The 26,998-nt window shown below is 31.8% G+C and carries 35 protein-coding genes; 14 read left to right on the forward strand and 21 right to left on the reverse strand.

Going from position 1 to position 26,998, the window contains the following annotated elements; translation table 11 throughout:
* Positions 1-31 precede the first annotated feature (31 nt).
* The gene (locus tag AC6EIY_RS02930) at positions 32-586 is read right to left on the reverse strand and encodes a hypothetical protein (protein ID WP_498507501.1); all 555 of its coding nucleotides are present in this window, start codon (positions 584-586) and stop codon (positions 32-34) included.
* Between the two features lie 502 nt (positions 587-1,088).
* On the opposite strand from AC6EIY_RS02930, the gene AC6EIY_RS02935 reads away from it, so the two are divergent.
* Complete coding sequence (locus AC6EIY_RS02935; RefSeq protein WP_498507502.1) at positions 1,089-1,262, forward strand: hypothetical protein; 174 nt, start codon at positions 1,089-1,091, stop codon at positions 1,260-1,262.
* Positions 1,263-1,855: 593 nt separating this feature from the next.
* Here the strand turns inward: AC6EIY_RS02935 and AC6EIY_RS02940 are convergent.
* The 7 genes from AC6EIY_RS02940 to AC6EIY_RS02970 form a co-directional block, all read right to left on the reverse strand.
* Entirely contained in the window at positions 1,856-2,095 is a 240-nt protein-coding gene (locus AC6EIY_RS02940) for a hypothetical protein (RefSeq protein ID WP_498507503.1), read from the reverse strand.
* A gap of 329 nt (positions 2,096-2,424) precedes the next feature.
* Positions 2,425-2,742 carry a hypothetical protein gene (locus AC6EIY_RS02945; protein WP_498507505.1) on the reverse strand — a complete coding sequence of 106 codons (318 nt, stop codon included), beginning with the start codon at positions 2,740-2,742 and terminating at the stop codon, positions 2,425-2,427.
* A 305-nt stretch (positions 2,743-3,047) separates the two neighbouring features.
* Complete coding sequence (locus tag AC6EIY_RS02950; protein WP_498507506.1) at positions 3,048-3,245, reverse strand: hypothetical protein; 198 nt, start codon at positions 3,243-3,245, stop codon at positions 3,048-3,050.
* A 408-nt stretch (positions 3,246-3,653) separates the two neighbouring features.
* Complete coding sequence (locus AC6EIY_RS02955; RefSeq protein WP_498507507.1) at positions 3,654-3,962, reverse strand: hypothetical protein; 309 nt, start codon at positions 3,960-3,962, stop codon at positions 3,654-3,656.
* Between the two features lie 989 nt (positions 3,963-4,951).
* Positions 4,952-5,125, reverse strand: coding sequence for a hypothetical protein (locus tag AC6EIY_RS02960; RefSeq protein ID WP_498507508.1), 174 nt, complete (start codon positions 5,123-5,125; stop codon positions 4,952-4,954).
* A gap of 155 nt (positions 5,126-5,280) precedes the next feature.
* The gene (locus AC6EIY_RS02965) at positions 5,281-5,571 is read right to left on the reverse strand and encodes a cytochrome oxidase (protein ID WP_498507509.1); all 291 of its coding nucleotides are present in this window, start codon (positions 5,569-5,571) and stop codon (positions 5,281-5,283) included.
* A gap of 127 nt (positions 5,572-5,698) precedes the next feature.
* Complete coding sequence (locus AC6EIY_RS02970; RefSeq protein ID WP_498507510.1) at positions 5,699-5,878, reverse strand: hypothetical protein; 180 nt, start codon at positions 5,876-5,878, stop codon at positions 5,699-5,701.
* Between the two features lie 796 nt (positions 5,879-6,674).
* Here AC6EIY_RS02970 and AC6EIY_RS02975 point away from each other — a divergent pair.
* The 3 genes from AC6EIY_RS02975 to nei all read left to right on the forward strand — a co-directional run bounded on the left by AC6EIY_RS02975 (position 6,675) and on the right by nei (position 8,726).
* Positions 6,675-6,884 carry a hypothetical protein gene (locus AC6EIY_RS02975; protein WP_498507512.1) on the forward strand — a complete coding sequence of 70 codons (210 nt, stop codon included), beginning with the start codon at positions 6,675-6,677 and terminating at the stop codon, positions 6,882-6,884.
* A 180-nt stretch (positions 6,885-7,064) separates the two neighbouring features.
* On the forward strand, positions 7,065-7,691 hold the full coding sequence (locus AC6EIY_RS02980; RefSeq protein WP_498507514.1) for a hypothetical protein: 627 nt from the start codon (positions 7,065-7,067) through the stop codon (positions 7,689-7,691).
* Positions 7,692-7,892: 201 nt separating this feature from the next.
* Entirely contained in the window at positions 7,893-8,726 is an 834-nt protein-coding gene (gene nei, locus AC6EIY_RS02985; RefSeq protein ID WP_498507515.1) for an endonuclease VIII, read from the forward strand.
* A 508-nt stretch (positions 8,727-9,234) separates the two neighbouring features.
* On the opposite strand, the gene AC6EIY_RS02990 is transcribed toward nei, so the two are convergent.
* Entirely contained in the window at positions 9,235-9,414 is a 180-nt protein-coding gene (locus AC6EIY_RS02990; protein ID WP_498507517.1) for a hypothetical protein, read from the reverse strand.
* A 393-nt stretch (positions 9,415-9,807) separates the two neighbouring features.
* Here AC6EIY_RS02990 and AC6EIY_RS02995 point away from each other — a divergent pair, with 393 nt between their 5' ends.
* On the forward strand, positions 9,808-9,990 hold the full coding sequence (locus AC6EIY_RS02995) for a hypothetical protein (RefSeq protein WP_498507518.1): 183 nt from the start codon (positions 9,808-9,810) through the stop codon (positions 9,988-9,990).
* Positions 9,991-10,223: 233 nt separating this feature from the next.
* On the opposite strand, the gene AC6EIY_RS03000 is transcribed toward AC6EIY_RS02995, so the two are convergent.
* Positions 10,224-10,763: a hypothetical protein gene (locus AC6EIY_RS03000; protein WP_498507519.1), complete on the reverse strand. Its 540-nt coding sequence runs from the start codon at positions 10,761-10,763 to the stop codon at positions 10,224-10,226.
* Here AC6EIY_RS03000 and AC6EIY_RS03005 point away from each other — a divergent pair, their 5' ends adjacent.
* The gene (locus AC6EIY_RS03005; RefSeq protein ID WP_498507520.1) at positions 10,764-11,027 is read left to right on the forward strand and encodes a hypothetical protein; all 264 of its coding nucleotides are present in this window, start codon (positions 10,764-10,766) and stop codon (positions 11,025-11,027) included.
* A 755-nt stretch (positions 11,028-11,782) separates the two neighbouring features.
* On the opposite strand, the gene AC6EIY_RS03010 is transcribed toward AC6EIY_RS03005, so the two are convergent.
* The 3 genes from AC6EIY_RS03010 to AC6EIY_RS03020 all read right to left on the reverse strand — a co-directional run bounded on the left by AC6EIY_RS03010 (position 11,783) and on the right by AC6EIY_RS03020 (position 14,256).
* Positions 11,783-11,932, reverse strand: coding sequence for a hypothetical protein (locus AC6EIY_RS03010; protein ID WP_498507521.1), 150 nt, complete (start codon positions 11,930-11,932; stop codon positions 11,783-11,785).
* A 345-nt stretch (positions 11,933-12,277) separates the two neighbouring features.
* Positions 12,278-12,709, reverse strand: a complete 432-nt coding sequence (locus AC6EIY_RS03015) for a hypothetical protein (protein WP_498507522.1) — start codon at positions 12,707-12,709, stop codon at positions 12,278-12,280.
* Between the two features lie 1,325 nt (positions 12,710-14,034).
* Entirely contained in the window at positions 14,035-14,256 is a 222-nt protein-coding gene (locus tag AC6EIY_RS03020; RefSeq protein ID WP_498507523.1) for a DUF2839 domain-containing protein, read from the reverse strand.
* A 197-nt stretch (positions 14,257-14,453) separates the two neighbouring features.
* On the opposite strand from AC6EIY_RS03020, the gene AC6EIY_RS03025 reads away from it, so the two are divergent.
* From AC6EIY_RS03025 to AC6EIY_RS03035, 3 genes are all read left to right on the forward strand, one after another.
* Positions 14,454-14,630 carry a hypothetical protein gene (locus AC6EIY_RS03025; protein ID WP_498507524.1) on the forward strand — a complete coding sequence of 59 codons (177 nt, stop codon included), beginning with the start codon at positions 14,454-14,456 and terminating at the stop codon, positions 14,628-14,630.
* Positions 14,631-14,821: 191 nt separating this feature from the next.
* Positions 14,822-14,986: a hypothetical protein gene (locus AC6EIY_RS03030; RefSeq protein ID WP_498507525.1), complete on the forward strand. Its 165-nt coding sequence runs from the start codon at positions 14,822-14,824 to the stop codon at positions 14,984-14,986.
* A gap of 57 nt (positions 14,987-15,043) precedes the next feature.
* Positions 15,044-15,232 carry a hypothetical protein gene (locus AC6EIY_RS03035; protein ID WP_498507527.1) on the forward strand — a complete coding sequence of 63 codons (189 nt, stop codon included), beginning with the start codon at positions 15,044-15,046 and terminating at the stop codon, positions 15,230-15,232.
* Positions 15,233-15,425: 193 nt separating this feature from the next.
* Here the strand turns inward: AC6EIY_RS03035 and AC6EIY_RS03040 are convergent, their stop codons facing one another.
* Positions 15,426-15,644: a hypothetical protein gene (locus AC6EIY_RS03040; RefSeq protein ID WP_498507528.1), complete on the reverse strand. Its 219-nt coding sequence runs from the start codon at positions 15,642-15,644 to the stop codon at positions 15,426-15,428.
* Between the two features lie 164 nt (positions 15,645-15,808).
* Positions 15,809-16,027 carry a hypothetical protein gene (locus tag AC6EIY_RS03045; protein WP_498507529.1) on the reverse strand — a complete coding sequence of 73 codons (219 nt, stop codon included), beginning with the start codon at positions 16,025-16,027 and terminating at the stop codon, positions 15,809-15,811.
* Between the two features lie 199 nt (positions 16,028-16,226).
* On the opposite strand from AC6EIY_RS03045, the gene AC6EIY_RS03050 reads away from it, so the two are divergent.
* The 3 genes from AC6EIY_RS03050 (at position 16,227) to AC6EIY_RS03060 (ending at position 17,392) form a co-directional block, all read left to right on the forward strand.
* Positions 16,227-16,574, forward strand: coding sequence for a hypothetical protein (locus AC6EIY_RS03050; RefSeq protein WP_498507531.1), 348 nt, complete (start codon positions 16,227-16,229; stop codon positions 16,572-16,574).
* A 226-nt stretch (positions 16,575-16,800) separates the two neighbouring features.
* A complete protein-coding gene (locus AC6EIY_RS03055; protein WP_498507532.1) occupies positions 16,801-17,079 on the forward strand; it encodes a DUF3764 family protein in 279 nt (92 codons plus the stop codon).
* 55 nt (positions 17,080-17,134) lie between these two features.
* Entirely contained in the window at positions 17,135-17,392 is a 258-nt protein-coding gene (locus tag AC6EIY_RS03060; RefSeq protein ID WP_498507533.1) for a hypothetical protein, read from the forward strand.
* A 260-nt stretch (positions 17,393-17,652) separates the two neighbouring features.
* Here the strand turns inward: AC6EIY_RS03060 and AC6EIY_RS03065 are convergent, their stop codons facing one another.
* Positions 17,653-17,835, reverse strand: a complete 183-nt coding sequence (locus AC6EIY_RS03065) for a PM-15 family protein (protein ID WP_498507534.1) — start codon at positions 17,833-17,835, stop codon at positions 17,653-17,655.
* 2,617 nt (positions 17,836-20,452) lie between these two features.
* Between AC6EIY_RS03065 and AC6EIY_RS03070 the strand changes: the two genes are divergently transcribed.
* Positions 20,453-20,800, forward strand: a complete 348-nt coding sequence (locus tag AC6EIY_RS03070) for a hypothetical protein (RefSeq protein WP_498507535.1) — start codon at positions 20,453-20,455, stop codon at positions 20,798-20,800.
* Between the two features lie 115 nt (positions 20,801-20,915).
* Here the strand turns inward: AC6EIY_RS03070 and AC6EIY_RS03075 are convergent, their stop codons facing one another.
* Both AC6EIY_RS03075 and AC6EIY_RS03080 read right to left on the reverse strand, forming a co-directional pair.
* Positions 20,916-21,323, reverse strand: a complete 408-nt coding sequence (locus tag AC6EIY_RS03075; RefSeq protein ID WP_498507536.1) for an ExbD/TolR family protein — start codon at positions 21,321-21,323, stop codon at positions 20,916-20,918.
* Between the two features lie 9 nt (positions 21,324-21,332).
* Positions 21,333-21,983 (reverse strand): MotA/TolQ/ExbB proton channel family protein, encoded by a 651-nt coding sequence (locus tag AC6EIY_RS03080; protein WP_498507537.1) that lies wholly within the window; start codon positions 21,981-21,983, stop codon positions 21,333-21,335.
* A 52-nt stretch (positions 21,984-22,035) separates the two neighbouring features.
* Here AC6EIY_RS03080 and AC6EIY_RS03085 point away from each other — a divergent pair, with 52 nt between their 5' ends.
* Positions 22,036-22,755, forward strand: coding sequence for an energy transducer TonB (locus AC6EIY_RS03085; RefSeq protein ID WP_498507538.1), 720 nt, complete (start codon positions 22,036-22,038; stop codon positions 22,753-22,755).
* 3 nt (positions 22,756-22,758) lie between these two features.
* Here AC6EIY_RS03085 and AC6EIY_RS03090 read toward each other — a convergent pair whose 3' ends face one another.
* From AC6EIY_RS03090 to AC6EIY_RS03100, 3 genes are all read right to left on the reverse strand, one after another.
* A complete protein-coding gene (locus AC6EIY_RS03090) occupies positions 22,759-23,640 on the reverse strand; it encodes an ABC transporter substrate-binding protein (RefSeq protein ID WP_498507539.1) in 882 nt (293 codons plus the stop codon).
* A gap of 43 nt (positions 23,641-23,683) precedes the next feature.
* Entirely contained in the window at positions 23,684-26,020 is a 2,337-nt protein-coding gene (locus tag AC6EIY_RS03095) for a TonB-dependent receptor (protein ID WP_498507541.1), read from the reverse strand.
* A gap of 198 nt (positions 26,021-26,218) precedes the next feature.
* Positions 26,219-26,995 (reverse strand): ABC transporter ATP-binding protein, encoded by a 777-nt coding sequence (locus AC6EIY_RS03100; protein WP_498507542.1) that lies wholly within the window; start codon positions 26,993-26,995, stop codon positions 26,219-26,221.
* Between the last annotated feature and the right edge of the window lie 3 nt (positions 26,996-26,998).

Here is a 26,998-nt window from a genome sequence, read left to right on the forward strand (position 1 = left end):
TGTACACATTCATTGTGCAAGATAAATACTTTCAATTTTTAATGATTTTGACTTGACCCATTTTAAGACCAGTGATTTGAGATAATTCCTTTTTAAGTTTTTTTGAGGTTTTCCTATTAATCAATCTAAAACTTTGAGCAACCGTGCTTCCATTAGTATTTTTACCAACAACTGAGAATAAAAAATTTTTTCCTTTGCCTACTTGAGAGCCCAAGCGTCCTCCGCCATATACGCCTCCAAGCAGAGCCGGAACGCACAGAATTCCAGCACTTGCACCACATATTGCAAAACCTACAAATGCTCCTGTATAGGTCCCGCCAGCAGCACCGGCGACACCAAGAAGAAGATTATCTTCTTGTCGAACCGAATACCACTGAGAAATATTATCTTTAGGTATAAAATCATTTGGTCCTGAGAACCCCTCCTCTGTAAGAGTTATTTGACAATTAGAAACCTCAATACCTTCGTCGTCATAATTAGAGGAGGATTGAGTAACATCACAAAGAGCATTATAAACTTCAGCCTTTGTAGCGACTGGAGACAACAATCCAACTATTAGTAGAGGTGTAATTAATAATTTTGTCATTTAAGACGTGAGTCGAAGTCACGAAGTTATTTAGATTCTTATTGATATTACCGAAAGTTATTCATCTGACAAAAAAATATCAAAGTAGGTTTTTTTAAGTGTATCTAACTCTATAACTTGAGTGCATAGCACGAACAGCAAAATAATTTATTCGTTTCAATGTCGCAAAATAAAACGAAAATGAAACCTATATTATGTAATAAAACTCGCATAAAGTATTTTTTAATACACCAGAAAATCATCAATGTTTAAAATCATCCGTACAAATTGTTTAGATACATTCATGTTTTTTTCAGATTCTGGCTTTAAAGTACATCCTTCACATTATTTGAGATAACAACTATTTCTCAGACTTCATAAACTTGGCTTTAAGTTGAAGTCTATTTCAGGGTAAAGAGTCTAATTAAAAGCAAAAGCTCTAAAAAACCTCAATAATTTTTGCTAAGACAATATTACAAATTTAATAATTTCATATAGATTCTGGCTGCCCAAAATAAATAAAATGCAGATGACAACATTAGCTTTAGCTTTCTCAGAGTGGGGGATTGGAAGATTTCCATTGGATTTAATTATTTTCCTGTGTGTAGTACTAATTTTTGCATTACCAGCAGGTATCAATAGAAAAAAGATTTTTGTTGAAGGTGATGCTTTCACCACTAGGTTGAAAAAACAATAAAAAGGAGGTTATTAACCCTATAAATCTTTGGTGGATATTTTATTTCTGGTTAGTAGCCATTTAAGAAAAACCAACAGGAACGAAAAGCAAGGAGGCATTGAGAAAGCGAATAAATTTCCCCTGCCTGAGTATGTAGTATCAGAATTGAAATACTTAATGATATTTCAATCAAATCAATTTCATCGGCTTAGATGAAGTCATTATTTTTACGATTGAACATTATTGCGCCGACGAAAATAAAGGCTTAGTTCACCTGTTGTAGTTTAATCTTGCTGGGGCTAAGCGTGAGATACATACCTCTTTGTAAGATTTAAAAAGGGGCAATTGGTATCAACTGGTAATAACGTTTACTTTTTTGTTTTTATTAACCATGACAAATACATTTACCGCCCTTCCAGGAAGAACATTTCTTCTTTTTGCATTTCTTCTTTTTCTTCTTATCTCCCATAAGAATTAGAGTCTATATTTTAATTTTAATAGAACGGAAATTGGCTTCTTGGATTGTCAACATTAAAAAATTTCATTAACAAAATCATTTTTCAACTTTATCAGTCATAAGCAAACCCTTTTTATATTTAAGTTGAATTCAGTTTTTATTGGTTGTAATACCTAACCAAATCAACAATCAAAAAAATCACAAACCCGACAGCTAGAACGACAGGGAGTATTTGATTCCTACGAAGCTTTTGAATGATATTAGGACTATCGTCCTTCTTTTCTTTTTTTATTGTCTTAGGAGGCAACCCCTGTTCTTTTCTCCTTTTAGCTTCTCCCATATTTATGTAAAAAATCAGCCACTTCAATAATGGCGTTTCTATTGCAAAATTTCTCATATCTTTAAGATAAAAGAAATTATCTAACTAGTTAATAAAAGCTATAACTAGGCTTACGACTGAAAAAGTTCACAATGTCACGTTAAATAGAATCTATTCCAAATTTTTGAGAGATCATTTTATCCATAGACACAATGGTTATGACCAAAAAACTCACTTATAGGTATGCATTTACTTTATTGAAAATGAAGAATGCTTAAGGTAGAAATGAATATATGGATTTAGCATAAGAAGCAAATCTCTTATGGCATAAATTATAAGGCAAAAAGCTAAAAACACTCCCCGAATTAACTGTCGAGAATAATTCCTTATTAATTGGTCGTTGTTGATTAAGCGAAAGAAGGCCTTTTCTCAAAAAAAAGATTCTTTGTCAACTCAATCAAATAAATAAAAGTCTTTCTAATCAAAGGACCAAGGCCTAGATCAATAATTATGTGCAAAACAAGGGAAATGCAAAAGAATGCATAAAAAATTAAATGACAAATAAAAGTATTTATAAAATCATCATTTTCTTTTTTAGTAATATCTTCTTTTTTATTGAGTTTTGATGGGAGGAAATCAGCAAATGAATTTACACTTGCTGATTCAACTAATCCAGATGAAATCAGTTCCTGTTCATTTACTGTTGGAGCAGCAGTGGAATTCATAACGGAGGTCCTAATTAAATCCACACTACTTTCTTAGTGATAACTTTAGCTTATGACTTCATCTTTTCGTTTTAAATCTTGTTCAAATAAGCCATCGTTTCTAAATCTTTCTGCAACATAACTGGTACTTTCTGAACTTCAAACCTATTCTTTATTTTTGATACCTTTTTTTTAAAAAAGCTAATCATAACCTTAATGCTGTATAGTTTTTATTAAATCCAAAATTTATAATGATTCAATCAGTAAGAATAACTAAAAGAAGGGGCTAGCGCTCCTATTGAAAATAGCTTTCCAGTTTTTAAAGTCTACTTTTTAAAAAGAGAGCTCTTTACACCAGCTTGTTCCCACTTTTTTATTGTTGGTCTTAAGAAAGACATGGGAAGAGCAGTCAAAACTGCAAATGAGACAACAAGTATTAGATCAGTAGTGAAATGATTAACCCCAAAATCAGTACCAGCAAGCCATAACCATGGGAATGCAGAAGAAAATAAACCAGTCAGCATAAATTCTCTTTCAATTAATAAAGACTATATAAGTTAATTGTGATTAAAGATTGTTTCCTTAGTAAAAATTATTGGTCTCTTTTTTTTAGATAATTAAAAATAACAAATTAGTTTGGAATTAATTTGACAACTTTATGCACCTATCAACAATCAATAGGAATACAAAACAGGATTTGCTAGAAAAAGATTTAAGAAAGAGGTAGTTAAGCATCAGCGAAAATCTATTTGAATTTATTGAATTGAATACTGAAAAATTCTATAAGAATGGACTTAAAAACTAACTTGCAAAACAAATGTTTTCTAGCAAAATCAAAAACTCATACGGAGCTATAAATAATAATAAAAAGCAAATATTGGATTCCATACGTAAAAAGAAAATATAATTATTTTATTTCTATGTAAAAGTTATTAGTAAGAACAACTATTAATAATAGTTTTCTTGATTAACTTGTCATTTAATGGTGTTTCCCAGTTTTTTACTTGCTTAATGTCGCCATTTAAAGGAAGTTTGCTATATAATCTATTTTCACAATCAATGGCCATTAAATAAGAATCGGTATTAATAATTTTTTGATCATCAGGATCAACTTCAGATTGTTTTGTTATAACTGAAAGAAGGCCTCTATTATCATAATTAATTGAACCAGGCTCTATAAATATTACTTCATTATTTGTCTTAGACACTTCTAGCCATTTAATCTCCTGAGCTGAAAGCATAAAAGGAAAAGAGAACACTATCAAAACAATCGCAAAGCTAAACGATAATAGCTGTTTTATATAATTCTTATGAGTTATCATTATTTATAGTTTTATATATACTTACTTTCTAGTAGAGTCGACAAACAAGAAAAAAACATCTACATCTTATAGTAAATATACATAAGTTATCTTTTCTTAAAGAATGAAGTTATTAGTTTATTGCACTCACCATAATTATTTTTAATCTATATGCTGTGATTATGAAAGCGTTTATTTTTGAAAATTAGACCCGCTGAATAAAACAAATAAAACTATTTGGTATTTAACTTGATATTAATAGTCACTTATACAGATAGTCATATGAGAAATGTTGCTCTATTTCTCTATCCAAAGAAAAAAAGAATTAAATTAATTCGTTTCAACTGTTTATACAATTAACTTCTCTCAAATGGAAGATCAAAAAATTTTCTCTGCAACTCAGCTTGATGCCTATTTCTTAAATTATCATTTTACCTGAAGTTGATGATATTGATTTCACATATTTATGACAATTGATATTTAGCATGGGAAACCAGACAAAGAACATTAGTTTTACTAGTTTGGTTTTTGTTTCAATAAATGATCTACTAGAAGTAGCTGTTAACTATAAATCCGTCTAAATGCTGAAGTAATATGAGCTCAGCTTTCTTATCTGAGCATTTTATTACGTCTATGAAAACAGGAGTAATTTTGTCTGTAATTACATAAATGAGACTAGAGATGCCACTGACCACGAAAGACTAACCATTAGTTTCTCAAATTTAATAAACTAAAATCCCAGAAAGCCGTTGTATAAATCTTCATTTATTAATTTATGAGTAGTTATTAAATAAAATCAAAAACCATTTTCAATCTAATAAAACATCAAAATTAGCGAGTTAAGAAAATATCACTATAAGTATATAAACTGCCTATGTAATATATTTATTCCTAAAAGCCGCCACATTATAGACGTTGTTAAGTTTAATCTAGATTAAATAGGTAGTTATAGTAGGGTTATTAATAGAAAGTGTTCTTTTGTTGGTGAGTTTATTTATTGAAATCAATGCCAAGTCGTAAGAAGATAAACCAACTTCATATTCAAAAGAGAATTTTTTATCAATAGCATTTTGATTGGTAATTATGACTTTTGAAGTATCCATTCTATTCTTTCATAGATATAAACTCAGTAAAAGCAAGCCATATGAATTATCAAGTGAAAAAAGACATTTTAATAAGTGTTCATTATAAGTAACTACAATTTCTAAATAATCTGGTTGAATATTGGTTATCTATCACTCAATCAAAAGGATAGAATCTAGTTGGATTCTTCAGAAATCGATTGAGACTTCGGTCTCTTCTTCTTTGGTTTTTGAAGCTTATAGCCAAATTCAATAAGTTGATGATATGTCAATTTAGCTTGTAGAGCACTTAAGGATAGACGTTTTTCATTATCTTTTTGAAGATAAAAATTTCCTTTATATTTATTATTAGTCTCAATAGTGATAAATTCCTTTCCTTTCTTAAGGATCCAAGGTTCTTTTAGATAATTATCGTCTCCAACATTTAAATCCCATGGAACTTGAACTGGCTTTTTCTTCGATGGCATTGTTTAAAATTTACATACCATAAATTTTATTTTACATATAATTCTTACGTTAATCAATTTAATGCAACTAATGATCAAAACTGTTGTGATGATTAAGCTTGACGAGAAAATATAGAGAATTTGAATTTTAATCGAGTTTTGCTGGGATCTTGCTTAAAGTAGTCTTTTGGTTAGTTGCTATTAACTGAGATGCAATTGGGTTGACTCTGTTTTCATACTTCCTAGATCTATAGATTTTAAATTTGCAAATATCATCTCCACTTAGGAAACAATCATCAATAAAATCATCTAATACTCGTGATGTCATAGTACAAAATAAATAATTAATTAATTAATGCGTCATAATCGACAACTAACAAGTGCGTCTTAACACCTAATTCTTTCTTGAGCGTAGATAAGATCTCTCACATGAATCTATAGAGTGAATCAATTAATATCTTTGGTGGGTAAATGAAGAGAGCCAACACACATATGTCAATTTCTCATAAGTGAAATAAAAGAAAAATTAAGTACAAAAGTCTGTTTACTTTCAAACAACAAAATGTCGAGATCGAATTCAATGAAAAAAATTTTCCTTAAACCCGACCAAAACCTAAGCTTATTCACAAAGAAGGAAAGTCAGAATAAAGGAACGTTGGGGCTTTCCCAAATAGAGACATTAAGTTTCTCCAAATACTATCCTTTCTTTTTCTCGCCACCAATTCAATGAAATCATTATCAATTAGTAGTCATCGCAATTTAACTCAAAATTCTCTGACTCAACCTTCAATAATAAAGTCTCTCTTGACTAGATCGATCGAGAGCTAAAAATGGGAAAACTAAGACTTAGATATTTAAAGCTAATGAGAGATTTCCATTCCTCTCTCAGTGATGAAGATGCCACTATTTGATAAAAGAATCTATGGATATTTGGGAACAACTCAGTATGCAAAAGAAGATTTAGAATGCCAAACTCAAACTATCCTCTCATTAGTTCAAATTACTTCTATTCTATTTAATAACATGGATTAATAAAATCGAATGATGTGATTATGAAACTCTTAGATGATCTCAGGCTTTTATTTTACATATATTTTAAGGGTCAAAAGCAAAAGAGAAAAGAAATGAAAAGAGTTTTCCAATGGAGAAGGTATCTAGAATGGAATAATTTAAGCCCTGAAGAGAAACTTTCAGCTAAAAGATTTTTATTAATTCCTGTATTTGTCTATCTAATTATTGGAATTCTTAATCAGAATTTGTCTTTGATAGTTCTACTCCTTATTGGCTATGTGCTTTATAAGAAATTTGAAGGAGGAAGGATTGATAAAAAATAGTTTATTAAGGTCTTTTAAAGATCCTTTTGCCCATTTTAATCTTATTAAAAGTACAAGATAAACAAATGGCTATTTAAATCAATTTTGACTATTAGTCATATATATCTAAGTATATGTAAAAGCCATTACAGGTTAATTAAGGAATAACTGCTACAGATTATCTTATTTGAAACCTATTCTATGAACATAACTAAATTCCTGTTAATAGACTTAGTGTTATTAATTGCAGCAATACCACTTTTGTTTTTGCTTCAAAGAGATAAAAAAAATCTCACCCCTCGAAAAAAATCAAATAAAGAAGAATTATTGAGACAGACTTCAATTGTACTCCCAGACAAAGAAAAGCTTATAAAACTTGAAAAAAATGCTAAAGATCAAGGAAGTGGAATTGGATTGAATTCGCTTATTGGAAACTGGAAATTTGTATCAGTATGGAAAAAAGACGAGGAGGAAAAAGATTCTCTTTTTAGTTCACTGCTTAGAGTCTTCTCTGCAAATATAGAGTTCAAAAAGGACACCTCAACGGAGGATTTATATAATTTTTCTATTATCACATCCATTAAATTTGGAATCTTGACAATAGTGTTTTCAGGATCTGGTTTTTTAAGTGGAGACAGACCTACATTACTGTATTTTTTTAACGTAATTGAACTACATTCTGGCCCAAATGTTTTGTTGAGAAAAACTCTTAGAGAACCCACAGCGGAAGAGAAGTCAGTTTTCGCCCTAATTGCATTAGAAGAAAGTGGTGAATGGCTTTCAGCGAGAAGCCAAGGAGGTGAGCTCGTACTCTGGCTGAAAGGTTGAGATGAATCAAATAAGAACCTCTTATTTACCTTGATATAAATCAAATAATTTACATTAAGAACTATTTGCTATCGGAGGAAAAAATAAATATAAGAGAAGTTAAAAAGTTAGCAATTTCGAGGAGGAGATTATTCATGCAATTTATCATAAACTTCTTCAGAGCACATTTTAATTGAATAGAACCTATAATGATCTTTTTGTATGCCCGAAGGACCAGAGATTAGACGCGCTGCAGATAGGATTAGTAAAGTTTTAGTTGGCAAAGTAATTATTGAAAGCAATTTTTACTACGAACGTATAAGAAAGAACCAAGAAATAGTCAAAAACACAAATATCAAAGACATAACAACTAAAGGGAAGGCAATGCTTATCCGATTTAAGAATGACTGGTCAATGTATAGTCATAATCAACTATATGGAAGGTGGACAGTCAATTTAAATACGACAAAAGTCACCTCAAGAAGAGCACTTAGAGTGGTTTTCAAAACAAATAAACATACTGTCAGATTGTGGTCAGCAACAGATATTGATTTAATTCCAACCTTTCAAGAAGATGAACATCCATTCTTAAAGAAAATCGGGCCCGACGTCCTAAATGAATCTTGTAGTTATGAGTTAATAGAAAAAAGGTTAATGTCAAAAAGGTTCCAGAAAAAGAAAGCCTCAACTTTGATGCTTGATCAGGCAGTCTTCGCCGGTTTAGGGAACTATCTTCGCTCAGAAATTTTATTCGATGCAAAGATACATCCAGACGATAGACCATTTGATCTTGATAAAACCAGAATTTCTCAATGGGCCAAATCAATCAAAAAAATCTCTCTTTTAGCTTACAGAACAGGAGGATTTACAGTCTCAAAATCATTAGCAGATATAAACAAAGCTAATGGAGAGCCAAGAAGATCTTATAGACATGCTGTATTCATGAGACACAAATATGAATGTCTAAATTGCGAGAGGCTCATAGAGAGAAAATGGTATGGAAAAAGGAAACTTGATTATTGCCCTAGCTGTCAAATTAAAAGGGGGTACAATTAAATCGTCAACATTTAAATTATTGAATGTGAACTGGCTAACAATACTAATTTGAGACAACATGGATTTATATAAACGCATCAAGTTAGATGTATTTAATCATCGATTGACTTAAAACGTTAGAAATTGATAGATCATCTCTTTTTAATAATGCAAACGTTGTACCTTTGTACCCCCTGAATACTCGCAATTTATTAGTTAGTATTGTTTTATCTACCCAACCTTATTGAGGGTAATTTATTTCTAAAAAGAAGCCTATATCATTACCTAAAAACTGTGACCCAATTATCCCTACCACTAAGGCGACATTTATACGTTTCGAATTAATAATATCCAATATTTATTCCCATTAGAAAAGATCTTTTGAACTTCAAGTTGATTAACTTGTTCAATAAGACTAGAAGATATACTGTATTTAAGTAGTTATTTCTTTTTTCTAATTCTATAGCTTTGTTCTGTTCTAATGATACTCATAGCTGCTGTCGTAAATACATGGCTTTGGATTGTTTAATTAATTTTTCATTGAATCTTCAATAATAGAAATCTCTCTGGTGTTTCTTCTATTCAGTCCCCGAAGGTCTAATTGAAAGCGTATAACCTCCAATGCAAGCTTGTTAAATCTAAGGGTAGCTTGTACGTATCCATGTGAGTAATCAGATTCAAAATACCCAAAACCTTTCAAGTCTTTCACGAGTAGATAGCTATCGAAAATTTTGCTATACCATCTAATCAGCATACTGTTATCCATAATGTCAGCTATAGCTATACGGGATATGGTCTTAGTCCTTACAGCAAAGTAATCATTAAGATCTTGGTAAATCGGTAAAAAGAATTTCATTAACCCTTTCTAGCTGATCTTTCTCAAATCATCCTCTTGCTCTAAGCAAAGTTAATTTAAAGAAAACAAAAACAACAACAGGAAAGATGTGAGTAAAAATAAATCTGGGAAATTCACACCATTAGTTAGATCCCCATCCATGGTGATCTTTATCTCGTAACAAATATAATGGGTAATCTCTTTTTTGAGGCTATAAAAATCATAGGAAGTTAATGAGCTTCCTGTAATCACTAGGACTATTGATCGATGGTTTCATTTGCAAGAGCAAGAACAAGATCATTGCTATCAAGGCTGTGGCCAAAAAAAGCAAAACCTCGCAACAATCAAAAAATAGAGTTGCACAAGGCTGAAAATTTGATTGAGGGTATTAAAGAACAAAACAAGTGTTTCTTAGAAGCAAGCAAAGATGGTGGAATGTGGTTTTCTTAGTGCATTGACTTAAAGGCTGAATGGGGGACTTCCCTCAATGATCATGGTATGAGTGTTAAGACCTGAGATCAAATACTCCAAAACACTAGAAATTAGTTATGGGGATATAATTAATTTGAAGATTAAAAAAACAATATATATATTTAGGTGATTGTTTAAATTAAAACAAGAATTGAAACTAAAAATATTGAAGTCATTAAAAGGCAATTAAATTATTGAAAAATATTGTTTATTTACTTCGCTTGTTCTTCAATATATTTCTTAAGGGTATAACCATGACAATCGAAAGGATATTCTGCCCTTGTCATTTCGCTTGCCTGAGTCTTATCAGCATCATTACCTCTAAATTTTCGACAATCGCATATGAAATCCATCTTAATTCCATCTTTATAATCTTTCACTCTCGCATCGAGCCATTCCCTTGATTGCACTGGCATCTCATTACAAGCAATCCATGAAGACCAGAACAATGCGTCAAACATTTGTATTGCTTCTGATCTTTTATTTGGCCCTGCCAATTCCTCACAAAAATTTCTTACTGGACAGTCTTTTCTACTTATATAGAACTTTATAGCTTGATTCTCATAACCTCTTACATATGTTTTTTTATTATTTACTGCATCCAAAGCAGCATTTAATTGATCTCCGCCAAATGTATTAGTTATTCGAGCTTTATCAATTGAGATCGGACCAGTTTGTCCCGTTTCACGTTCAGTAGCCACATTATCTCTCCTGACATCAAATTGTCCAAGCACTTCAATTAGTTCTGCCATGTGGGTGCAACTCTTTTTCCATTAGGTTTAATGATTTTAATCCAATTTATACAAGAGTATCTAGGGCTGAAAGGAAAAAGAATTAAACATATTGCGATTATTAATGAGCGTTTCATAAAGCAATCACAATTTCAAAGTTCATATATCAAACAAACTCAATTAACGTATTTCAAATGCCAAATAAATGAAAGAGGATGGATTCAAAGATCTATGGATGGGGGGGTATCAACAAGTAAACGTGCGTTTTCAGGTTTTATGTTTTAAGAGTTCCTAGCAAGCTGATGCTTTTATTACAGATAAAAAGCTGTGACTAATTGATTTTTACTCCATTACAATCTAAGTCACTGCATTGAAGATTGAACAAGAGATATAAAACAAAATGATGGAAATCAGGGACAAACTTATATAGTCCAAAAAAAAACATTATTAAAGAATATGGAGACATTAAAAGGTAATTCTTCAAATGAATACCAAGATCATCTAAACCATGATTATTAAATTCTTTAACTTCCAATCAAGTTTTTGCAAAACCATGAACAAAAAAATTTCGTGGTGGCTTTAGTAAGGCAATTAAATCTAAAACTTATATATCGGCTTATTTGTTGAATGGATTAACACGTAAAATCCATTAAAAAGCTTAAAGGCTTGTAAAGGTTCATTTCCATTTGTTTCTAAACCATTACTGAAAAGCCAACTTGGAATGCACCAGCCAAGAGAAGTAATGCTGGAAGGTTCCAAAGAACTAAAATTTTCAGGGCTGTTTTTTTATAAGTGGTCGTAGTCATTGAAATTGGGGGGTAGCTTTATGAATTGAGCATTGATATTAATAAGTACAAAGTAGAAAAAAATTCGTTTGTCTGAGGTTCGGTCGAGGTAGGGCTAACCGCGAAAATTGTTTACAGGTTTAAAGAAAATTTATCTAAAGTCATTTAAACGATATGAAAGGTGGCGAGAATGTATGTTCTAGCTACAACATAAAATATTTTTTTAGTTTCGAACATCGTGGTTCTGATTTGAGATCAGATAAGACCTAAACTTCCACACGTAAAACCTACTCCGCAGAAGAAAGCAAATTCAGCTAAATCTCTGCATCCTGATGGGATTGAATTTAATACAACGTTAATTCGTTGAGCCATTTGACCTTGTACTCGCAGGTGATTTTGGAACATACATCAAAACTAAGGACAAATACTTAGACACGTGACAGTTTCGAGGTGGGGTTTTCAATAATTAGTTAAACTTATGAGTCAGAGTCCATTTAACTTTTACGTAATCGAAAAAAAAATAGCCAAGAAAGCGTTCCAAAAATAATTAATTAAACATAGAGCGACTGGTTTAAAGGCCCTCTCCAGTTATTTTTCAATGAAATAAATAAAAAATCTGAAGGTAAACAACTTTATAAACCAAATCATTCATCATAAATTTTTAGTTCTTTTGACTTACGAGTAGCAGTTATAGTTCGAAGAATAGATCTTAGACAAGTATTAGTTCTCTAAAAGCTGTGAATGCTTAATTCAATGGATTTCTTTAGCCAGATATTCAATATAATTTTTTAAAGTAAAACCATGAGAATCATTATTCCCTTTTACAAAATCAATATCATCAATAAGATCTAAGTTATGTCCAGCCATTAATTCCTTTACTCTGGCATTAAACCAATCCTTTAAAGGTTTTTCTATCGCATCTTTTTGATGTTGTGACCACAGATAAGTATCAAAAGCTTTTACGGCTTCCTCTCTACTCCACTTTGGTAGGCCAAGAAAATGATTTTTAACAGGACAATCTTTCCTATTGATGTAATGTTTTTTTGCATTCTTGGACATTCCTCTTACATACCGTTCTTTTGAATGTGTATTTTTAACTAACAATTGACCTGCCGTATTTTCATCTTTAACTTGAACCTCTCTCCTAAGATCATTTTGGCCTAAGACTTGTATGGGATCCATAACTAATTGGCTTTTTTTGTATCACTGAATATCGACCTTAAATTATTGAATACATTTTTCCAATAATTAATCACAGAATCAGGAATGGGTTTATTTAGGGGCATTTGTTAAAGAGAGGTTCAAATATTATTTTTAGCCGCTATTCACGCTTAGACAAAATTTGTTTCACTCACTTACCATAAACAAACTTAATTTTGCCTTAATAAACGTTTGCGACATAAAAGGTGGGAAGAATCTTGTTCACTTGCTACTGAAATGAGGAGGGTTTCTCAAACTCATTTTCGCCAATAAAAACAGTCTTACAAAGATTAACTTTTAGAATTTCAGACTCATTCAAATTTTTTTCCCTTTTCTGATTAACTGATTTTGTGGAAAAAAGAACGTGACTAATCGACCAAAGAAAAACTTCCTAATAAATAGAAACTACCTCCACCAACATTGATAAGTAGGTTTGATTGTGTAGAGGATACGATGATTTGAATCATCTTTCCTTGCGTTTAGGAAAAAAAGCCCCTAATAAAAGAACAATATCAACAAGCTAGTGATAGTTGATATCCATTGTTATTTAAGAAAAGAAAGCAATTTATTGAATTGCAGGAAATTATCCAATGACCATAGCCAACCCACCAAGAGAAACAGCCACAATCGCACCGTCTACTAGAAGATCTTTCCAGTTATTTTATAAGCCAATCATATTACTTTTACTGTTTGATTGTTATGCACTTAAAGACCAGTTGCAGCAACTGAAGAGAATCTTGCCTCAATGTCAAACTCACCCTCGATTCTGAAAGCTATGGTGATTGCTTAAAGCAAGAATCTATGGTGATCACCCATACCATCTAGTGGGTAGTCGTTATGGGACTGTTCAACAACTTTAGTTGAAATATTAAGTTTACTAATTAAGTTAGAGATCCTTTTGTTAATCAAACGAGAAATGAAAGCCATAAAACTTTTCAAGTTGTGCTCGTTATACCTACAGCCCGGCAACTTTCAAGTAATTAATACGGAAAAGAACGTTTATTGAATTACAAGAAAAAGAAGAAGACGAGAGGATTCACAACTATTATTGGGTAATGGTCTTTCGTTAGACGAGTATTCATGTATGGACTAGCCTCTAGGCTCTTGCCTAAGTTACTATTTTCCGTTTGAAAGTGTTATGGACATGTTCAACTAATTGTGCGGCGGAGATAATTTTGCATCTAATTGGAATCCATTATTTTTTAGTCAACCAAGAACTCTCATTTGTGGTAGTTTTTATGGCCAAATAATGAGTAGTATTTCGAGACAATTGAACACCCCAAAATCTGTTAATACTAGAGAGTGTTCTAAGACTTAATTAATTGATAGCCTTTAACGAGATTATATAGCCCCCACCCCAAAGCACCAAGTACAAGGCCATAAAAAACAAATGGAACAATTGGATTTTTATACAAAAAAGACCTAACTTTTTTTTGAATATTTTCTTTATCAAGTACAGGCAACTTTAACTCAACTTGTTTCTCTCTTGGAGGGAGTCCCAATTCTTTTCTTCTTTTAGCTTCTCCCATAAAAAAAGAGGACGTAATATTCTAAAGATAAATCGGAGTTGGTCTAAGGCTTAAAAAGATTTAGACGGTTTAATAAAAAAATAATTCATTGCGCATGACTGAAAAAGTGGACCCAAAAGAATATGAGGCAGCATGGGAAAATGTTTTAGATTGCGTGGATGGGATGTAAGAAGAGTTCAGTTGGGGAAAAGATGTAATTGCCAAGATGCTTAGAAAATAAAAAGAGAGGAGGACTAAAAAATAGGCTATACTCACCACATCAAGTTAATGACTTAGCTCTGCTAGCAACTGCTAGCTCAGGTCTAAGACACAAAAAACCTCCTTTCAGAGGGGGTTTTTTTGTGGATGTTGCTTTAATTGCTTATGTAAGTTGACAATCTCTTTGATTTCCGCAGCATGAACCCAACCTATTTCTCCCGCATCCAAATATGATTCAATGGATCTTTAGAGCCACGAATTCATTTAATTAGAAAATTTGATACATGCGAAATACATTATGTGAATATTTTTGAAGTAAACTAAATAATCAATTCTAGAAAGGAATACATAAATTTTTTATGCACAAATGGGACAGGAGCTTAATCATCAAGAGATAGCGAGAAATTTAGCAAAGGCTATGGCAAATAAAGCAAATGAGAAGGAGCTTAGAAGGTTGTACGAAGAAACAATGTTTCAACAGTTCATCTCAATGGAAAAAAACGAATTATCTGAGCTTTTGTGGCATGGATAATCAATCGCACAACCTTAAGTTTTAAAATTTGAATAAAAGAATTTTCACTTTCAAATCATGCAATATCTTTTTAGTCTTACTCTTTCTGAAATGGGCATAAACCCTCTTTTACTAACCATAATAATTTTATTTAGTATTTTATTTATCGTTGCCTTTGGCTTGAGCTCAAGGAATATGGATAGTGACGGAATTATGAATTGGATGATGAAAAAGCCTGAAGACTGGATAGGGAATAAAAAGTCATAAAAATATCATTCAAATTGAAAGGTAATAATTAGCCCCCCTTTCTGTTTAAATATTTTCAACATCTCTAAATCACGAATGTAAATTCAGGAGATGTTGAGATGGAAATCAATTGCAATTAGCAAAAAAAGTTCTTGGCAATTTGAGAAATTAATAAAATTTTTGAAATATTCCGCTAAGTCAACTAATTAATTCATCAAATTAATGTTTTTATATTCCATGATGTAAAATCAACAACATTATCTTTAATTCCTTCTCTAGATGAAAAGATTTTCCATTCATATTCTTCAACAATAAGGAAAAACAAGATAAAAGCCAAAATAAAATTAATTATTATGAATCTTACTGCTTCTAATAGAGTCTTAAGATCAAAAACACTTCTATCACCATAGCTGTATGACGTCGCAATGGTCATCCTATAAAAAAATGATTAGTTATGAATTAAGAATAAGAACTTCTTATTACAAGTCAAGAGGAAATACGTCAAGTTAAAACACTGCTATTTTTTATTGAAAAGTTTTCTTAAAGAATAAAAAAGAATTTCTTTAAACAATAATTACAGCTTAAAAAAAACGATTTCTAATCTAATGGAAGTAAATTGCTTTCTTTACGTTCTACAAGAGTTGCTTCAGTAGCAGCAATCCAAGCTCTGCGAAAAGCATCGCTTCTCTCTTTCGCTGCAAAACAATCAGAAATACCAGAAGATCCTATGTAGTCAGTAAGTTTGGTCATCATATTTAAGTTTGCATGAGCGACGATTTCTTCGTAAACCAATGACGAATGTAGTGCGATTGACATTCCTAGTGCACAAATCACACTAAATGTAGTGGTCTGAGCGAGAAATACTATTCAGCTTTACATAAAGAATCAGGGATTACTAACAGTTATCAGAGTCCACAGAAATAAAAACTTTTCAAAATCAAAGTCATGAAAACAGGATTAATTAACTGAATAATCGATTTTAAGTTAAGAATAGCCTGCAAAAAAAAAACACTCTATGGCCTCTAACTTTTTTATCGTTCATCACGAATTCAAAGCTGGCACTTCTTCTAAGTGGTGGAAAACCGCTCACGCAGCCATGGCACCTAGCGGAGGGTGGGATAAGGCTGTAACAGCAAACAAAGAAAAAGGGTTTTTCAACCACTCAGCTAATGCTGTTTCTGCTAACGGTCCTATCTACTGTATTTGGGAAATAAAAGAGGGCATTTCTATAGAAGAATTCCAGGAATTCATTGATGGTCCTTCAGGGCCTGGGTTTGGACTAAATGCATTAATGAATATCTGCAAACAAATAGACACATCACTAATGAACGGACAAACTCCATATCCAAGAGTTTTTTCCTAAACCTGACAAAACACAAAAGGTTGAAAGACGATTTCTATCGGTTCCAGAAGAGCTGACTTAGGTCAGCTGTTTTAGGCGATTTAATTGGTTGGATTTTGTTTATCTTTATAGTAGTAACTACGCAAGAGATCGTTACCTACTAGTTGTCCATAGCCTGAAGAGATTCTTTTCTAGTAGAAATTTTAGTAAAAATATGTAATGCTCTGTTGACTTATTAATATTATTGATGGCACTGGAGACAACAGTATTTACATTCAAGATTTCTGTTCCGTTTGCAGATTGGGCCAACGGTTTTGATAGTACAGAGGTTGTTGCAATGCACGAGGCCAACTCAATAAGACCTTTATACAGAGGTGTTAGCAAAGATGATCCTGAATCAGTTGTTGTTATCCATCAAGCAGAAGAGGGTGTTGCAAAAGCGTTTTTTGAAGCAAGTAGAGAAGCTGTTGAAGCCACAGGTCATATATATAATTCAACCGTTATTACCAGTTACCTAGCCGGTTGATAGAAATGACAGCACCCAAATTTATGAACGTTGTTCGCTTCAAGTTGAAGCCTGTATGCGTAGATCAATATTTTTAATTCCATGGGAAATCATTTACGAAGGCTTGTCCGACAGATACATTTGCACAAAAAGGAAAAATAGTTATTGCTTTGTAGGACTTTGGGAAAGTAAAGAGGAACTCGTTAGTGCAAGACCAAAAATGATTGCACACTTAGATGAAGTAAGAGGATTTGTGATAGAGCTATTAACTGAGCTAGGTGTTACTGATACTGTCTCCGGAGACATTATTTCTTATGGTACTGATCGTTTATAGGTCATCGGGCTCCCTTTAAATAGCGAATGAAAGTATCTATTCCTTATGGGATTAATTATTCATGTTCAGGAAGTTACGTGTTTGTATAAAAATTTCTTCAATAAAAAAGCCATCATAGAAAGAGCTCGTAACATCCTCTGATTGATCCCCATCACCCAGCGATGAAAAAATAATAGTCATCGTAATAAAGCAAGTCAAGAAATCAGAGCTGATTCAATGCTTCCTAGGATTTGATTCGATTTTGGTAGTCTAATTAATGTTTAATTGCGACCAATACGACAACCAATTTGAATTAAGCCTTGATCCAATAGACGACCGAGTTTCAAAGCAGCCGCTTCTTCAACTCGAGAAAAATGAGGCTGATTAGATGTTACCCAATTCATCTCTTCTGAAGTAATCACTCCAGTTGAAACAGATTCGAGAAAAAGCAAACCAAGATTCATAAAATTTTTTCAAATGAATTAAAGGTCAAGCATCAATTGGATTACCGAGCTTAACCTTTTTGAACCAAAAGACTGAGACCCATCACCCAGTCAAACAAGACATTAATAACTATTCAGAGGGATTCAAGTTCTCATAACACCATATAAAGATTCACATAACAAAACTTCATACTTAGGCGCCAGATATAGCGGAGGTTGCTTCTTTGGAGAAACGAGGCTAGAAATAAAAAACAATCACCCAGGCCCATAGGACACTATACCTCGGGTCTTTTTTATTAAAAAGCCTTGCAATGTCAAGATTTAATCGATGAAATTTTCAGATCCTCTATGAATAACTCGCTATCTGTAAATAAAAATAGATAAATTAATCTCATTTTTTCTTAAATCATGCTGGAACTGATCTTGGATTTTACTTTGTTATTATTACAAGTAACAAGTAACTTCCCACTGGATACATAAGTTATCAGGAGATAACAGTTCTTTTTGAACTCCTGAATAATCGCAATTACATTTTTCTCAATCATCAAACACCTAACTTCTAATTAAACAAGTGCGTTTTGCTTAAGTTTGCGATCAGCACTCAAACCACATAAGATAACTTTATAAAAGTTAGCTTATTACTTGTGACAGAATCTATTGACAAAATAAAGTCTTATTAGCTATTGAAATGAGCAGAGATAGAAGAATTTTGCAACTAATTATTATGTCTAACTGACAACAATTAAAAGGTTGCCTATATCTAAATAAATACTTTTTCTGAAATAGCAAAATTATTTCGTGTTGATGCAGGATTTGACAACCATGATGTAAGCAGCACTTTCTTGTGGAAAGTTTGGTGTCTTTACTGGTTTAAATTTTCTTTTTTTAGTTATTTTTCTTCTCTATAAATTAAATCCTACTTTTCACAGCTTAATAACGGGGAGACCTATGTAGCTTCTCCTTTTAGAGGTTAGTTAGTGATCCAAGGATAAAGACCAAAAACAAAAATTCAAATTCGTAAGGGTGGAAGAAAGATTGCTGATGTAGCCAATTATTAAAAGTAGGGTCAAATTTAACAAGTAAAAAAATTTCAAAGAATTAAACAGTTCAAAAGCTTTCTAAGAAAATCCAGCGTTAAATTAAAATTTATGCAATATTGCTAATACAATTTCAAGCAAAACCAAATCAACTGTGAGGAATCAAACGGGGGGTGAATAGGCAATACAAAAAAATTATCATGCATAAGATTCAATCTTGTGTATCAAATATTGCACTGTCTTTAAGAACGTAATCAAGGCCACTAGAAAAGTTACTTTGCACCTTTAAATGGTTCAGCACTTTGCAATCTTCCATTAAAGCAATGGCAATAAGGAACACTGATAAGAAGACATATTCGTCAAGTCCATTTTGGGTCTCCTCGATTTTGTGTTCAGGAACAGCAATTCGAGTCCATGTGATTGCCCCCAGCCGTAACAGATAAAGATATAGTTAACATTAAAATGAATTGGTTATAAATTGACTCACTACAAATAATTGATTTTAAAATTCAATACCCATAGTTGAAATTGGCAATAAATGTAAGTTTTCTCTTAAATATGTGACTGCTTATGGCAACAGGTTTGAAGAATTCCGAAAAATACAAAACGGCAATCCTAGTAAAGAACTTTGGAATAAATACAAAAAGGAGAGACATTTATATGCTTTGCTAGTCCAAGACAATAATGCACAATTAACATGCATTTAAAAACATTGGAATTTAAGAGAAAGAAGGTTTAAAACTGCTAATCCCACTAGGTAAAGAGGGTAATACTTGAGATGCTCGCAGAGTTTATAAGAGTCGAAGAAAAGTTATAAGACAATCAAAAGAACTTGCCATGCTAACCAGGAATTAAATGAATATAGCTATTATCTCAGATATACCTACTAGACTCACCATCAATCTAAGATTGGTGTAAGAATAGGGCACCACAACAGATTGTGGCTAATAAGGAGCAACTTGAATACACACTTTCTGGTCTGTTTCTAAATTTTTAACGAAAGACATAGCTAAGGCTTTTGCCGAAAACTCAATAACATAAAAAAAACAGTTTGAAATATAAGAAAATTTATTCTACCTTTAGCCCTACCACCCGAATTCACGTTAAGCGAGGAATGCACCTAACTAGTGTATATTATTTACTAAAAAACATCTCCTCAGAGATAAATAATGACAACAAAGATTTCTGAATCTAGCAAATTAAAAGATTTAAATTTATGGAATTTACCTGTATATTTATAGCTTCTAATCATCATGGTTCATCAGTAATGTATAAGACTTTATGAACTCACTTTTTAAAATTTTTGAACGAAATCGTTTAGATCTGAGCCAGTATAAGCAAAAATATTTATATCTATCAAAGCTAATAAAATGATTTTTTTTTAATACTTTTTCTAAGATCTATTATTCTACCCAATGTCATGAAGTTGAATAGATTTATTCAATTTTTTTTGATATCTAAGATAACTATCATCTCAATCATTACTTATTCAGGTGTTATGGAATAGGTTATATACTCAAAGCTCTTATGAATAATAAAAGAGTTGCAGTAGAATACAGAAACTACTAATCTTAGTTCAAAAGAAGTGAAATGATTTAAGTATGAAAAGTTTATTAAATTGTACTATAGCATTTTTATTGATTTATGTTGCTCTTTTATCAAAAGTTCATGCTTCTGAAGCTGAATTTAGCTTAAATAAATCACAGATAATAATTGCTGATAAATATGCAGATAGGTTTTGCAGTGCCAAAAATGACAACTTTTTTAATGGATTAGATAATGAGAAAACGCTTAAATATTCATACTTTAAATATATAGGATTGCAAAGTAAAGAAATGTTTTCAAATGATATGTACCATAACTTAATTAATCAAATAAGAGAAAAGTGCCTTATTACTAAAGAAGAAGAAAAAGAAATAAATGAGTTTTTCCAACAAGTAGTAGAATAATTCTAAAAACTTCTAATTTTTTTAAGCAAACTTATATATTAGAAAAAGCTTAAAATTAAGGAGAATAACATTTAGATAACGAAAAAAGAAATATAGAAAAAAATTTTTAATATGGTCATTTTTCTGTAGAGATGCCAATACGTAAGTTATCTATAGAACGTATCTGATCAAGAACCTCAACGACCTTTCCATATGAAACATCTTTATCTGCGGAAATAACTAAAATATTATTAGAGGTGCCAGAAATAAGTTCACTAATTGAATCGATTATGTTAGCAGAATTTATAAGTTTACTACCTATAAAAACATTATTTTCATTATCAATAGTTAAGATAAATGGTTCCTTTTCTACTTTTTCTGATGTCCTTGCTGTAGGTAAATTAACAGGTATATTGTCAATTCTAATTAAATCAAGGCTAGAAATAATAAAGAAAGTCAGAATTGCGAATATAACATCAATCATTGGAACAATATTTATTCCCTGATTATCTATATCAGAATCTTTTTCCTCAATAAATTTCATGTTAATAAACTAAATTAGATTACTTTTGTTAGTTCTAGCAATTTCAAACTTTACTAGAAATTCTTTTATAAGAGGAAGTTCTCTTTGAAATTCAATTTTAAAATAATTCGCAAATATTAGGGAAACTATTGCGACAATCAAACCTGCAGCGGTAGAAATTAGTGCTTCACTAATGCCCCCAGTAACTTCAATATTATTTGCTCCAACCTGACCTATGGTAATCAATGAGAAAGATTCTATGAGGCCTAACACAGTTCCCAAGAGACCCAGTAAAGGAGAAATAGTGATTACTGTTGAAAAAATATTAGTGTGTCTTTTCAATGAAGGAATCTCTGATTGCAGTGCACTAGACAATGCAAAATGAAAATTTTCATCAGAACACTGATCGAACTTAAGAGCTTTTAATAAAATAGAAAATAAAGGATATGCTTCGTCATTAGACAATAGATCTGAAAAAGATGAAGGTGAATTTAAATAATGTTTAATTATATTTTCCTTCGTGTTATTATTATGCCATCTTATATTGCGCCAGAAAATTATTCTCTCAATAGCACAATAAAGACTCAATAATGAACAAATTAATAATGGCCACATAACAAACCCACCAGTTTTGAAGAGAAAGAACATATTAATTAATTTATAAACTTTTAAAGTATACATGAATTATAGAATTATAGTATGTATACAAAATTGATGAGAATATCTTACAAAGGTGCTTAGAAATTATATTCTAAAAAATAAATCTAAAATAGCAATTATCTCCTCAATATTATTGCATTCTCTATTGTTAATATCAATCAAAACAGATGAGTCTTTGGGAACGACGGAAAAACCTATTGAATTTACAGAAGTCAAAATAATTTCAGGCCCTGGAGAGTCTATAAAGAAAAACATAAATAGCAAAATAAGAAAGAAACAAACTCAAAAAGAAAAAAAGGAAAAAACAGAAAAAAATCAAACTAAAAACATTAGTAATGAAGTAAAAGCTAACTCACAAGTCCCCATAAATTCCAATACCAAGAAAGATATTACTAAAAATGAGAATAAAAAAGAAAACGATAAAAAATCATCTCTTCAGTCACCTAAAACTAGAGAATCATCGAGAAGGGGGAATAAATCAAAGAATATAAAGAATGAAATTAAAAAAGGAAGTCTTAAAGGAAAAGGTGTAAAAAAAATAATCTGTAAAAAATGTATTGAACCTATCTATTCACAACAATCAATAAGAAAAGATTTAGAAGGGATTACAATAGTAAAAGTCACAATAAATACAAATGGTCTAGTTAAAAATGCAATTATTGTTAGCTCAAGTGGTCATAAAGAAATTGACAATGCATCGATTCAAGCGGCGATCAAATCAACATTTAAGCCCATTAATGAAATAAGTGAAATAAACATCAGATATGAACATAAAATTAAAAATTATAGATAAAAATCACAAATCGATGAGTTTTTCGCAAGCAGTATTAATCTTATCGATACTCCCAGGATTTATTAAACCATAATAATTAAAAGTAAAAATATTGTTATTTTTCACTGCTTTCAATTTTGATGTGTAGGATTTAGTTAAGAATAAATCTTTCATATCATTACCCGTGTCTACAAGGATAATGTTATCTGGATTTTTTTCAAGCAACGTTTCTGGAGATAAAGTCACATAACCATCAAAACCACTTTTTGATTGAAGATCTCTTATTAGATTATTTATATTGAATTTACTTAATAACGATCCAGCCCAACTTTTATTATTTGGGGAGAGTAGTGGTGAACTACTAACCAAAACTATAGTGGAATCACTAGAGACTTTCTCAGGAAATTGATTACAGTATGGAGCCAATGAATACAAAGGTTGATTATTTACATCTAAATAATTGCTAATTTCCTCAGTTAATAACTCAAGATCATTCCAATTTTTTATCTCAGTAGATATGGTTTCTATTCCTAACTGATTTATTTGAAATAAAGCTTTATCGTGAAATCCCTTAGCACCTAAAACTAAATCTGGTTTTAAGCTAATTATCTTTTCAAGATTAGGTGGATTTCTTCCTTGACTAACAATAATCTTTTCTTTAAATCGTTCTTTACTTTTCAACAAACGACTACCCGGTATCCCTACTAGAGATTCCGGACTAAGTCTATCAACCAAATCAGAGGTCAAAGAAGTTAGTGCAACTACTCTTTTATTAATCGTTTGATAATCTTTAGTAGACTCAATTTCATTTTTTGATTTTTCTCTTAAGTTAGTGGAACAACTACTAAATAATAATGATGCAAATAAAATTATTGAAGTAAGGTAACCTCTATTGAATTTAAACATGGATAATTGATTTTAACTTAATTTACTAAACTATTAAGTAGTCTTAAAAGCTATATTTAAATCCTGCTTTCAACGATCTACCTGGCTGAGAGTAACGTTCAATAGCTGTAGCTGTGGGACTTACTGTTCTAGTATTTTGGTAATTGTAGTATCTTTTGTCAGCTAGATTATAAACGCCTAAGTCAAGCTTTAGAGAGTCAGTTGCTTGATATGCCCCAACGAGATCAAAAACTGTATATGCATCAGGCTTGTAATAGGTATCACTTTCTGGCAATCGAGCAACACCTACGTATGTTGCAATTAACTCAGCATTAAAAGTTTCATTAGGATTAGAGAATTGGAATCCAGTTACTACTTTAAATGGATCAATATCATCTAATGGCTCGTTGGCTTCATCATCTTCACCCTTCAAATAAGAAACTGAGTTTATTACGGAAATTCTTCCATTTTTATTTTCAGTTAATTTAAAATCATTATTAAGTTCAACACCCCATATAGTAGCTTTCCCTACATTGTCTATTTTTGAAACATTCACATTAGGGACATTATCAACAGTTTGTTTGCCAAGTGAAGAGCTTCCGATTAAATCATCGTATTTATTTATAAATGTAGCCAATCTAAATTTATTTCGTTCAGTGCTTCCTCTTAGTCCTATCTCAAAACTGTTGCTTTTTTCAGGCTCTACATCTGGATTGGGTCTGATTTGATACGGCTGTCCATAGCGACTAGCAAAAAGGTTTACTTGATATGCATTCATCTCCTCCCAAGTGGGTACTCTAAATCCAGCAGCATACTGACCATAGAATGCAACATTTGGAGACACGTCATATATTGCTCCAATTTTTGGAGTTAAAGCGTTAACGTCAAGTTCTCCAAGCAAACAAGTATATGCTCCATCTCCTGAGCAATACTTTGTATGAATCGCGTCTGTCTCAACGTCTATCTTTGTATTTTCAAATCTTACACCAGCTGTAACATCAACTTTACCGATTCTTACTTCATCTTGTAGGTAAACTCCAATTCGTTTGGTTTCGCCATCTGGAACTCTCTTTTTGTGATCAGGAGTTACAACACCCGTAAGTAAATTTGTAGTCCATCTTTCTTGTAGATATGAATTGTCGGTTGTTGAGGCTTCAATTCCATAGGTAAGCTTATGATTGTTTATTCTTGAACCAAATTGAATATCTGCACCATAACTTTCGTCCTTTAATTGATAGTCAGATATTCTTAGTTGTGGTGTACGAGCAAAACCAGAAAGTCTATTATCATCCCAAAGATCATCTGTCTCTGCATTTTGATAATAGCCCTTAGCTATAAAACTATTAAAGCCTGAGATTTTTTCAGGGTTATCATATTTATATGATAAAACAAGCCTATCTTTGGTGACATCTACATCTTGCGATTGCTTCGTATAAGAAAGAGTAGGTCCATAACTTGTTAACGTATTTGCCGGCTTAGTACTCTCTGTATCTCTCTGTACTCTCTCTAAAATCAATCCAAACTTTTTATTCTCTCCTGCTTCCTTTTCAGCATTAACGAAGATTGTTGAACCATTTCTTTCAACATCATTTATCCATTTGTCCCTATCGGCAAAATCCTTTGGTAGATATTCTTCAGAATTTAAATAACTATATACAGCAACTGCGGAGGATCCTAATTTTTCATCCCTAAAAGCGATTCTAATTGCACCATTTTTGCCTTTATTAAAGCTCGTATAGCTAGCAGGTATTTCAATAGCAAAATCTTCTCCTGTTTCAAGAAGATCACTAGCTTGCAATGACCTATAAGAAAGAATTCCTCCTAAAGCATCACTTCCAAATAGTGTTGATCCTGGTCCTTTAACAATCTCAACTGCTTTAATTGTATTAAAGTCAACAAAGTCACCACGGTCATAATTATAAGCAAGAGGAGCACTATAACCAAAAGCATTTGGCAGACGTATTCCATCCTGAGTAAATAGGACTCTGTTATCAACCATCCCTCGTATATTTACATTACCTTCAACAGCAGATGCAGCACTATAAGGTATATAACTATCTACTTCTACTGAAACACCAGTTTCATACCTTAAAAGATCTTTTAATTCAGTAAAACCACGATATTTCTCATCTGATATATCTATAACGTCAATAGAAGAAGGTACATCGTCTACGAATTTTTCATTTCTTGTTCCAGTTACAGTAATCTTAAGAGAGTCAGAATCCTCTTTTATATTCTCAGGATTTGAATCAGCAATCAAATATCCATTAGATGCAATTTCTTGAGATACTTCCTGCTGATTTATTTTGGAATTTTCTTTTTCAAAATTTATTTGAGCAGCTACTGGTACTGCAAAAGAAACTGCTGCTGGGATTACCAACAGGTCACGAAAAAATTTCACCCTTGCCTCACACAACAAGATATACATGCTTTTTATAAGGCAATAATCGAATTTCAACTTTCAAAGATGGTAGCCAATTATACAAATTGGTCGGTAAAAATACTCATCTAGTTGGCGCTAGGAGTTGAAAGTATTAATTGAGCAATTCATTGGCAACAAAATATACTGGAAAAAGATATGCTGTAAAACTAGTTCTGACTAGTCAGATTTAATTGTGCAAATTTGAAAACCTACTGGAGTATCTATTTGGCACGTCTCAACTTGGAATGCTTGTTTCATCAATAGATTATTGAGCGCTTTCCTTGGTGAATCAATAGCTAATAATTGGCCCTCTTTAAGTACTGCAATCCGATCACAATATCTCGCTGCTAAGTTCAAATCATGAATAACAGTGATAATTGAAATTTCTTGTTCTTGATTAATTTTCTTAAGTAGATCTAAGAATTGAAGTTGATAGCGAAGGTCTAAAAAAGTCGTTGGTTCATCCAATAAAAGTGTTTTTGCATCTTGAGCAAGAGCTAAAGAAAGGAAAGCTCTTTGCCTTTGGCCTCCAGATAATATATCAACAGGTTTATCTCTAAAAGCTGTCATATCAGTCAATTCAATGGATCTCTCAACTTTAGAATGATCATTTTCATTAAGGTCTAGTTCCCACCATTTCTTATGGGGTGAACGTCCAAGGCAGACCAGTTCATATACAGTTAGAGTTAAATTAGATCTTTGATGCTGAGGTAATACAGAAATCTTTTTTGCAATTTCTTTTGTGGAAGCATGATGAATATCATGTCCGTCTAAATAAGCAGTGCCAGTATATGCATCAAGTATACGACTAATACCTTTTAAGAAAGTGGATTTGCCTGATCCATTAGCTCCAACAATTCCTAACCATTCAGATTTCTCCAATGAGAGACTTATCGATTTAATAATATTATTTTCTTCATAACCGGTAGAGAAATCTTTTGTTATTAGTGTCATTAC

It is taken from the genome of Prochlorococcus sp. MIT2304 (assembly GCF_059772405.1).

What these genes read in the sequence shown, in the direction of transcription:
- AC6EIY_RS02930 (WP_498507501.1), bottom strand. Translation starts at nt 586, where the DNA reads ATGACAAAATTATTAATTACACCTCTACTAATAGTTGGATTGTTGTCT.
- AC6EIY_RS02935 (WP_498507502.1), top strand. Translation starts at nt 1,089, where the DNA reads ATGCAGATGACAACATTAGCTTTAGCTTTCTCAGAGTGGGGGATTGGA.
- AC6EIY_RS02940 (WP_498507503.1), bottom strand. Translation starts at nt 2,095, where the DNA reads ATGAGAAATTTTGCAATAGAAACGCCATTATTGAAGTGGCTGATTTTT.
- AC6EIY_RS02945 (WP_498507505.1), bottom strand. Translation starts at nt 2,742, where the DNA reads ATGAATTCCACTGCTGCTCCAACAGTAAATGAACAGGAACTGATTTCA.
- AC6EIY_RS02950 (WP_498507506.1), bottom strand. Translation starts at nt 3,245, where the DNA reads ATGCTGACTGGTTTATTTTCTTCTGCATTCCCATGGTTATGGCTTGCT.
- AC6EIY_RS02955 (WP_498507507.1), bottom strand. Translation starts at nt 3,962, where the DNA reads ATGCTTTCAGCTCAGGAGATTAAATGGCTAGAAGTGTCTAAGACAAAT.
- AC6EIY_RS02960 (WP_498507508.1), bottom strand. Translation starts at nt 5,125, where the DNA reads ATGGATACTTCAAAAGTCATAATTACCAATCAAAATGCTATTGATAAA.
- AC6EIY_RS02965 (WP_498507509.1), bottom strand. Translation starts at nt 5,571, where the DNA reads ATGCCATCGAAGAAAAAGCCAGTTCAAGTTCCATGGGATTTAAATGTT.
- AC6EIY_RS02970 (WP_498507510.1), bottom strand. Translation starts at nt 5,878, where the DNA reads ATGACATCACGAGTATTAGATGATTTTATTGATGATTGTTTCCTAAGT.
- AC6EIY_RS02975 (WP_498507512.1), top strand. Translation starts at nt 6,675, where the DNA reads ATGAAAAGAGTTTTCCAATGGAGAAGGTATCTAGAATGGAATAATTTA.
- AC6EIY_RS02980 (WP_498507514.1), top strand. Translation starts at nt 7,065, where the DNA reads ATGAACATAACTAAATTCCTGTTAATAGACTTAGTGTTATTAATTGCA.
- nei (WP_498507515.1), top strand. Translation starts at nt 7,893, where the DNA reads ATGCCCGAAGGACCAGAGATTAGACGCGCTGCAGATAGGATTAGTAAA.
- AC6EIY_RS02995 (WP_498507518.1), top strand. Translation starts at nt 9,808, where the DNA reads ATGGTTTCATTTGCAAGAGCAAGAACAAGATCATTGCTATCAAGGCTG.
- AC6EIY_RS03000 (WP_498507519.1), bottom strand. Translation starts at nt 10,763, where the DNA reads ATGGCAGAACTAATTGAAGTGCTTGGACAATTTGATGTCAGGAGAGAT.
- AC6EIY_RS03010 (WP_498507521.1), bottom strand. Translation starts at nt 11,932, where the DNA reads ATGTTCCAAAATCACCTGCGAGTACAAGGTCAAATGGCTCAACGAATT.
- AC6EIY_RS03015 (WP_498507522.1), bottom strand. Translation starts at nt 12,709, where the DNA reads ATGGATCCCATACAAGTCTTAGGCCAAAATGATCTTAGGAGAGAGGTT.
- AC6EIY_RS03020 (WP_498507523.1), bottom strand. Translation starts at nt 14,256, where the DNA reads ATGGGAGAAGCTAAAAGAAGAAAAGAATTGGGACTCCCTCCAAGAGAG.
- AC6EIY_RS03030 (WP_498507525.1), top strand. Translation starts at nt 14,822, where the DNA reads ATGGGACAGGAGCTTAATCATCAAGAGATAGCGAGAAATTTAGCAAAG.
- AC6EIY_RS03035 (WP_498507527.1), top strand. Translation starts at nt 15,044, where the DNA reads ATGCAATATCTTTTTAGTCTTACTCTTTCTGAAATGGGCATAAACCCT.
- AC6EIY_RS03040 (WP_498507528.1), bottom strand. Translation starts at nt 15,644, where the DNA reads ATGACCATTGCGACGTCATACAGCTATGGTGATAGAAGTGTTTTTGAT.
- AC6EIY_RS03045 (WP_498507529.1), bottom strand. Translation starts at nt 16,027, where the DNA reads ATGTCAATCGCACTACATTCGTCATTGGTTTACGAAGAAATCGTCGCT.
- AC6EIY_RS03050 (WP_498507531.1), top strand. Translation starts at nt 16,227, where the DNA reads ATGGCCTCTAACTTTTTTATCGTTCATCACGAATTCAAAGCTGGCACT.
- AC6EIY_RS03055 (WP_498507532.1), top strand. Translation starts at nt 16,801, where the DNA reads ATGGCACTGGAGACAACAGTATTTACATTCAAGATTTCTGTTCCGTTT.
- AC6EIY_RS03060 (WP_498507533.1), top strand. Translation starts at nt 17,135, where the DNA reads ATGCGTAGATCAATATTTTTAATTCCATGGGAAATCATTTACGAAGGC.
- AC6EIY_RS03065 (WP_498507534.1), bottom strand. Translation starts at nt 17,835, where the DNA reads ATGAATCTTGGTTTGCTTTTTCTCGAATCTGTTTCAACTGGAGTGATT.
- AC6EIY_RS03070 (WP_498507535.1), top strand. Translation starts at nt 20,453, where the DNA reads ATGAAAAGTTTATTAAATTGTACTATAGCATTTTTATTGATTTATGTT.
- AC6EIY_RS03075 (WP_498507536.1), bottom strand. Translation starts at nt 21,323, where the DNA reads ATGAAATTTATTGAGGAAAAAGATTCTGATATAGATAATCAGGGAATA.
- AC6EIY_RS03080 (WP_498507537.1), bottom strand. Translation starts at nt 21,983, where the DNA reads ATGTATACTTTAAAAGTTTATAAATTAATTAATATGTTCTTTCTCTTC.
- AC6EIY_RS03090 (WP_498507539.1), bottom strand. Translation starts at nt 23,640, where the DNA reads ATGTTTAAATTCAATAGAGGTTACCTTACTTCAATAATTTTATTTGCA.
- AC6EIY_RS03100 (WP_498507542.1), bottom strand. Translation starts at nt 26,995, where the DNA reads ATGACACTAATAACAAAAGATTTCTCTACCGGTTATGAAGAAAATAAT.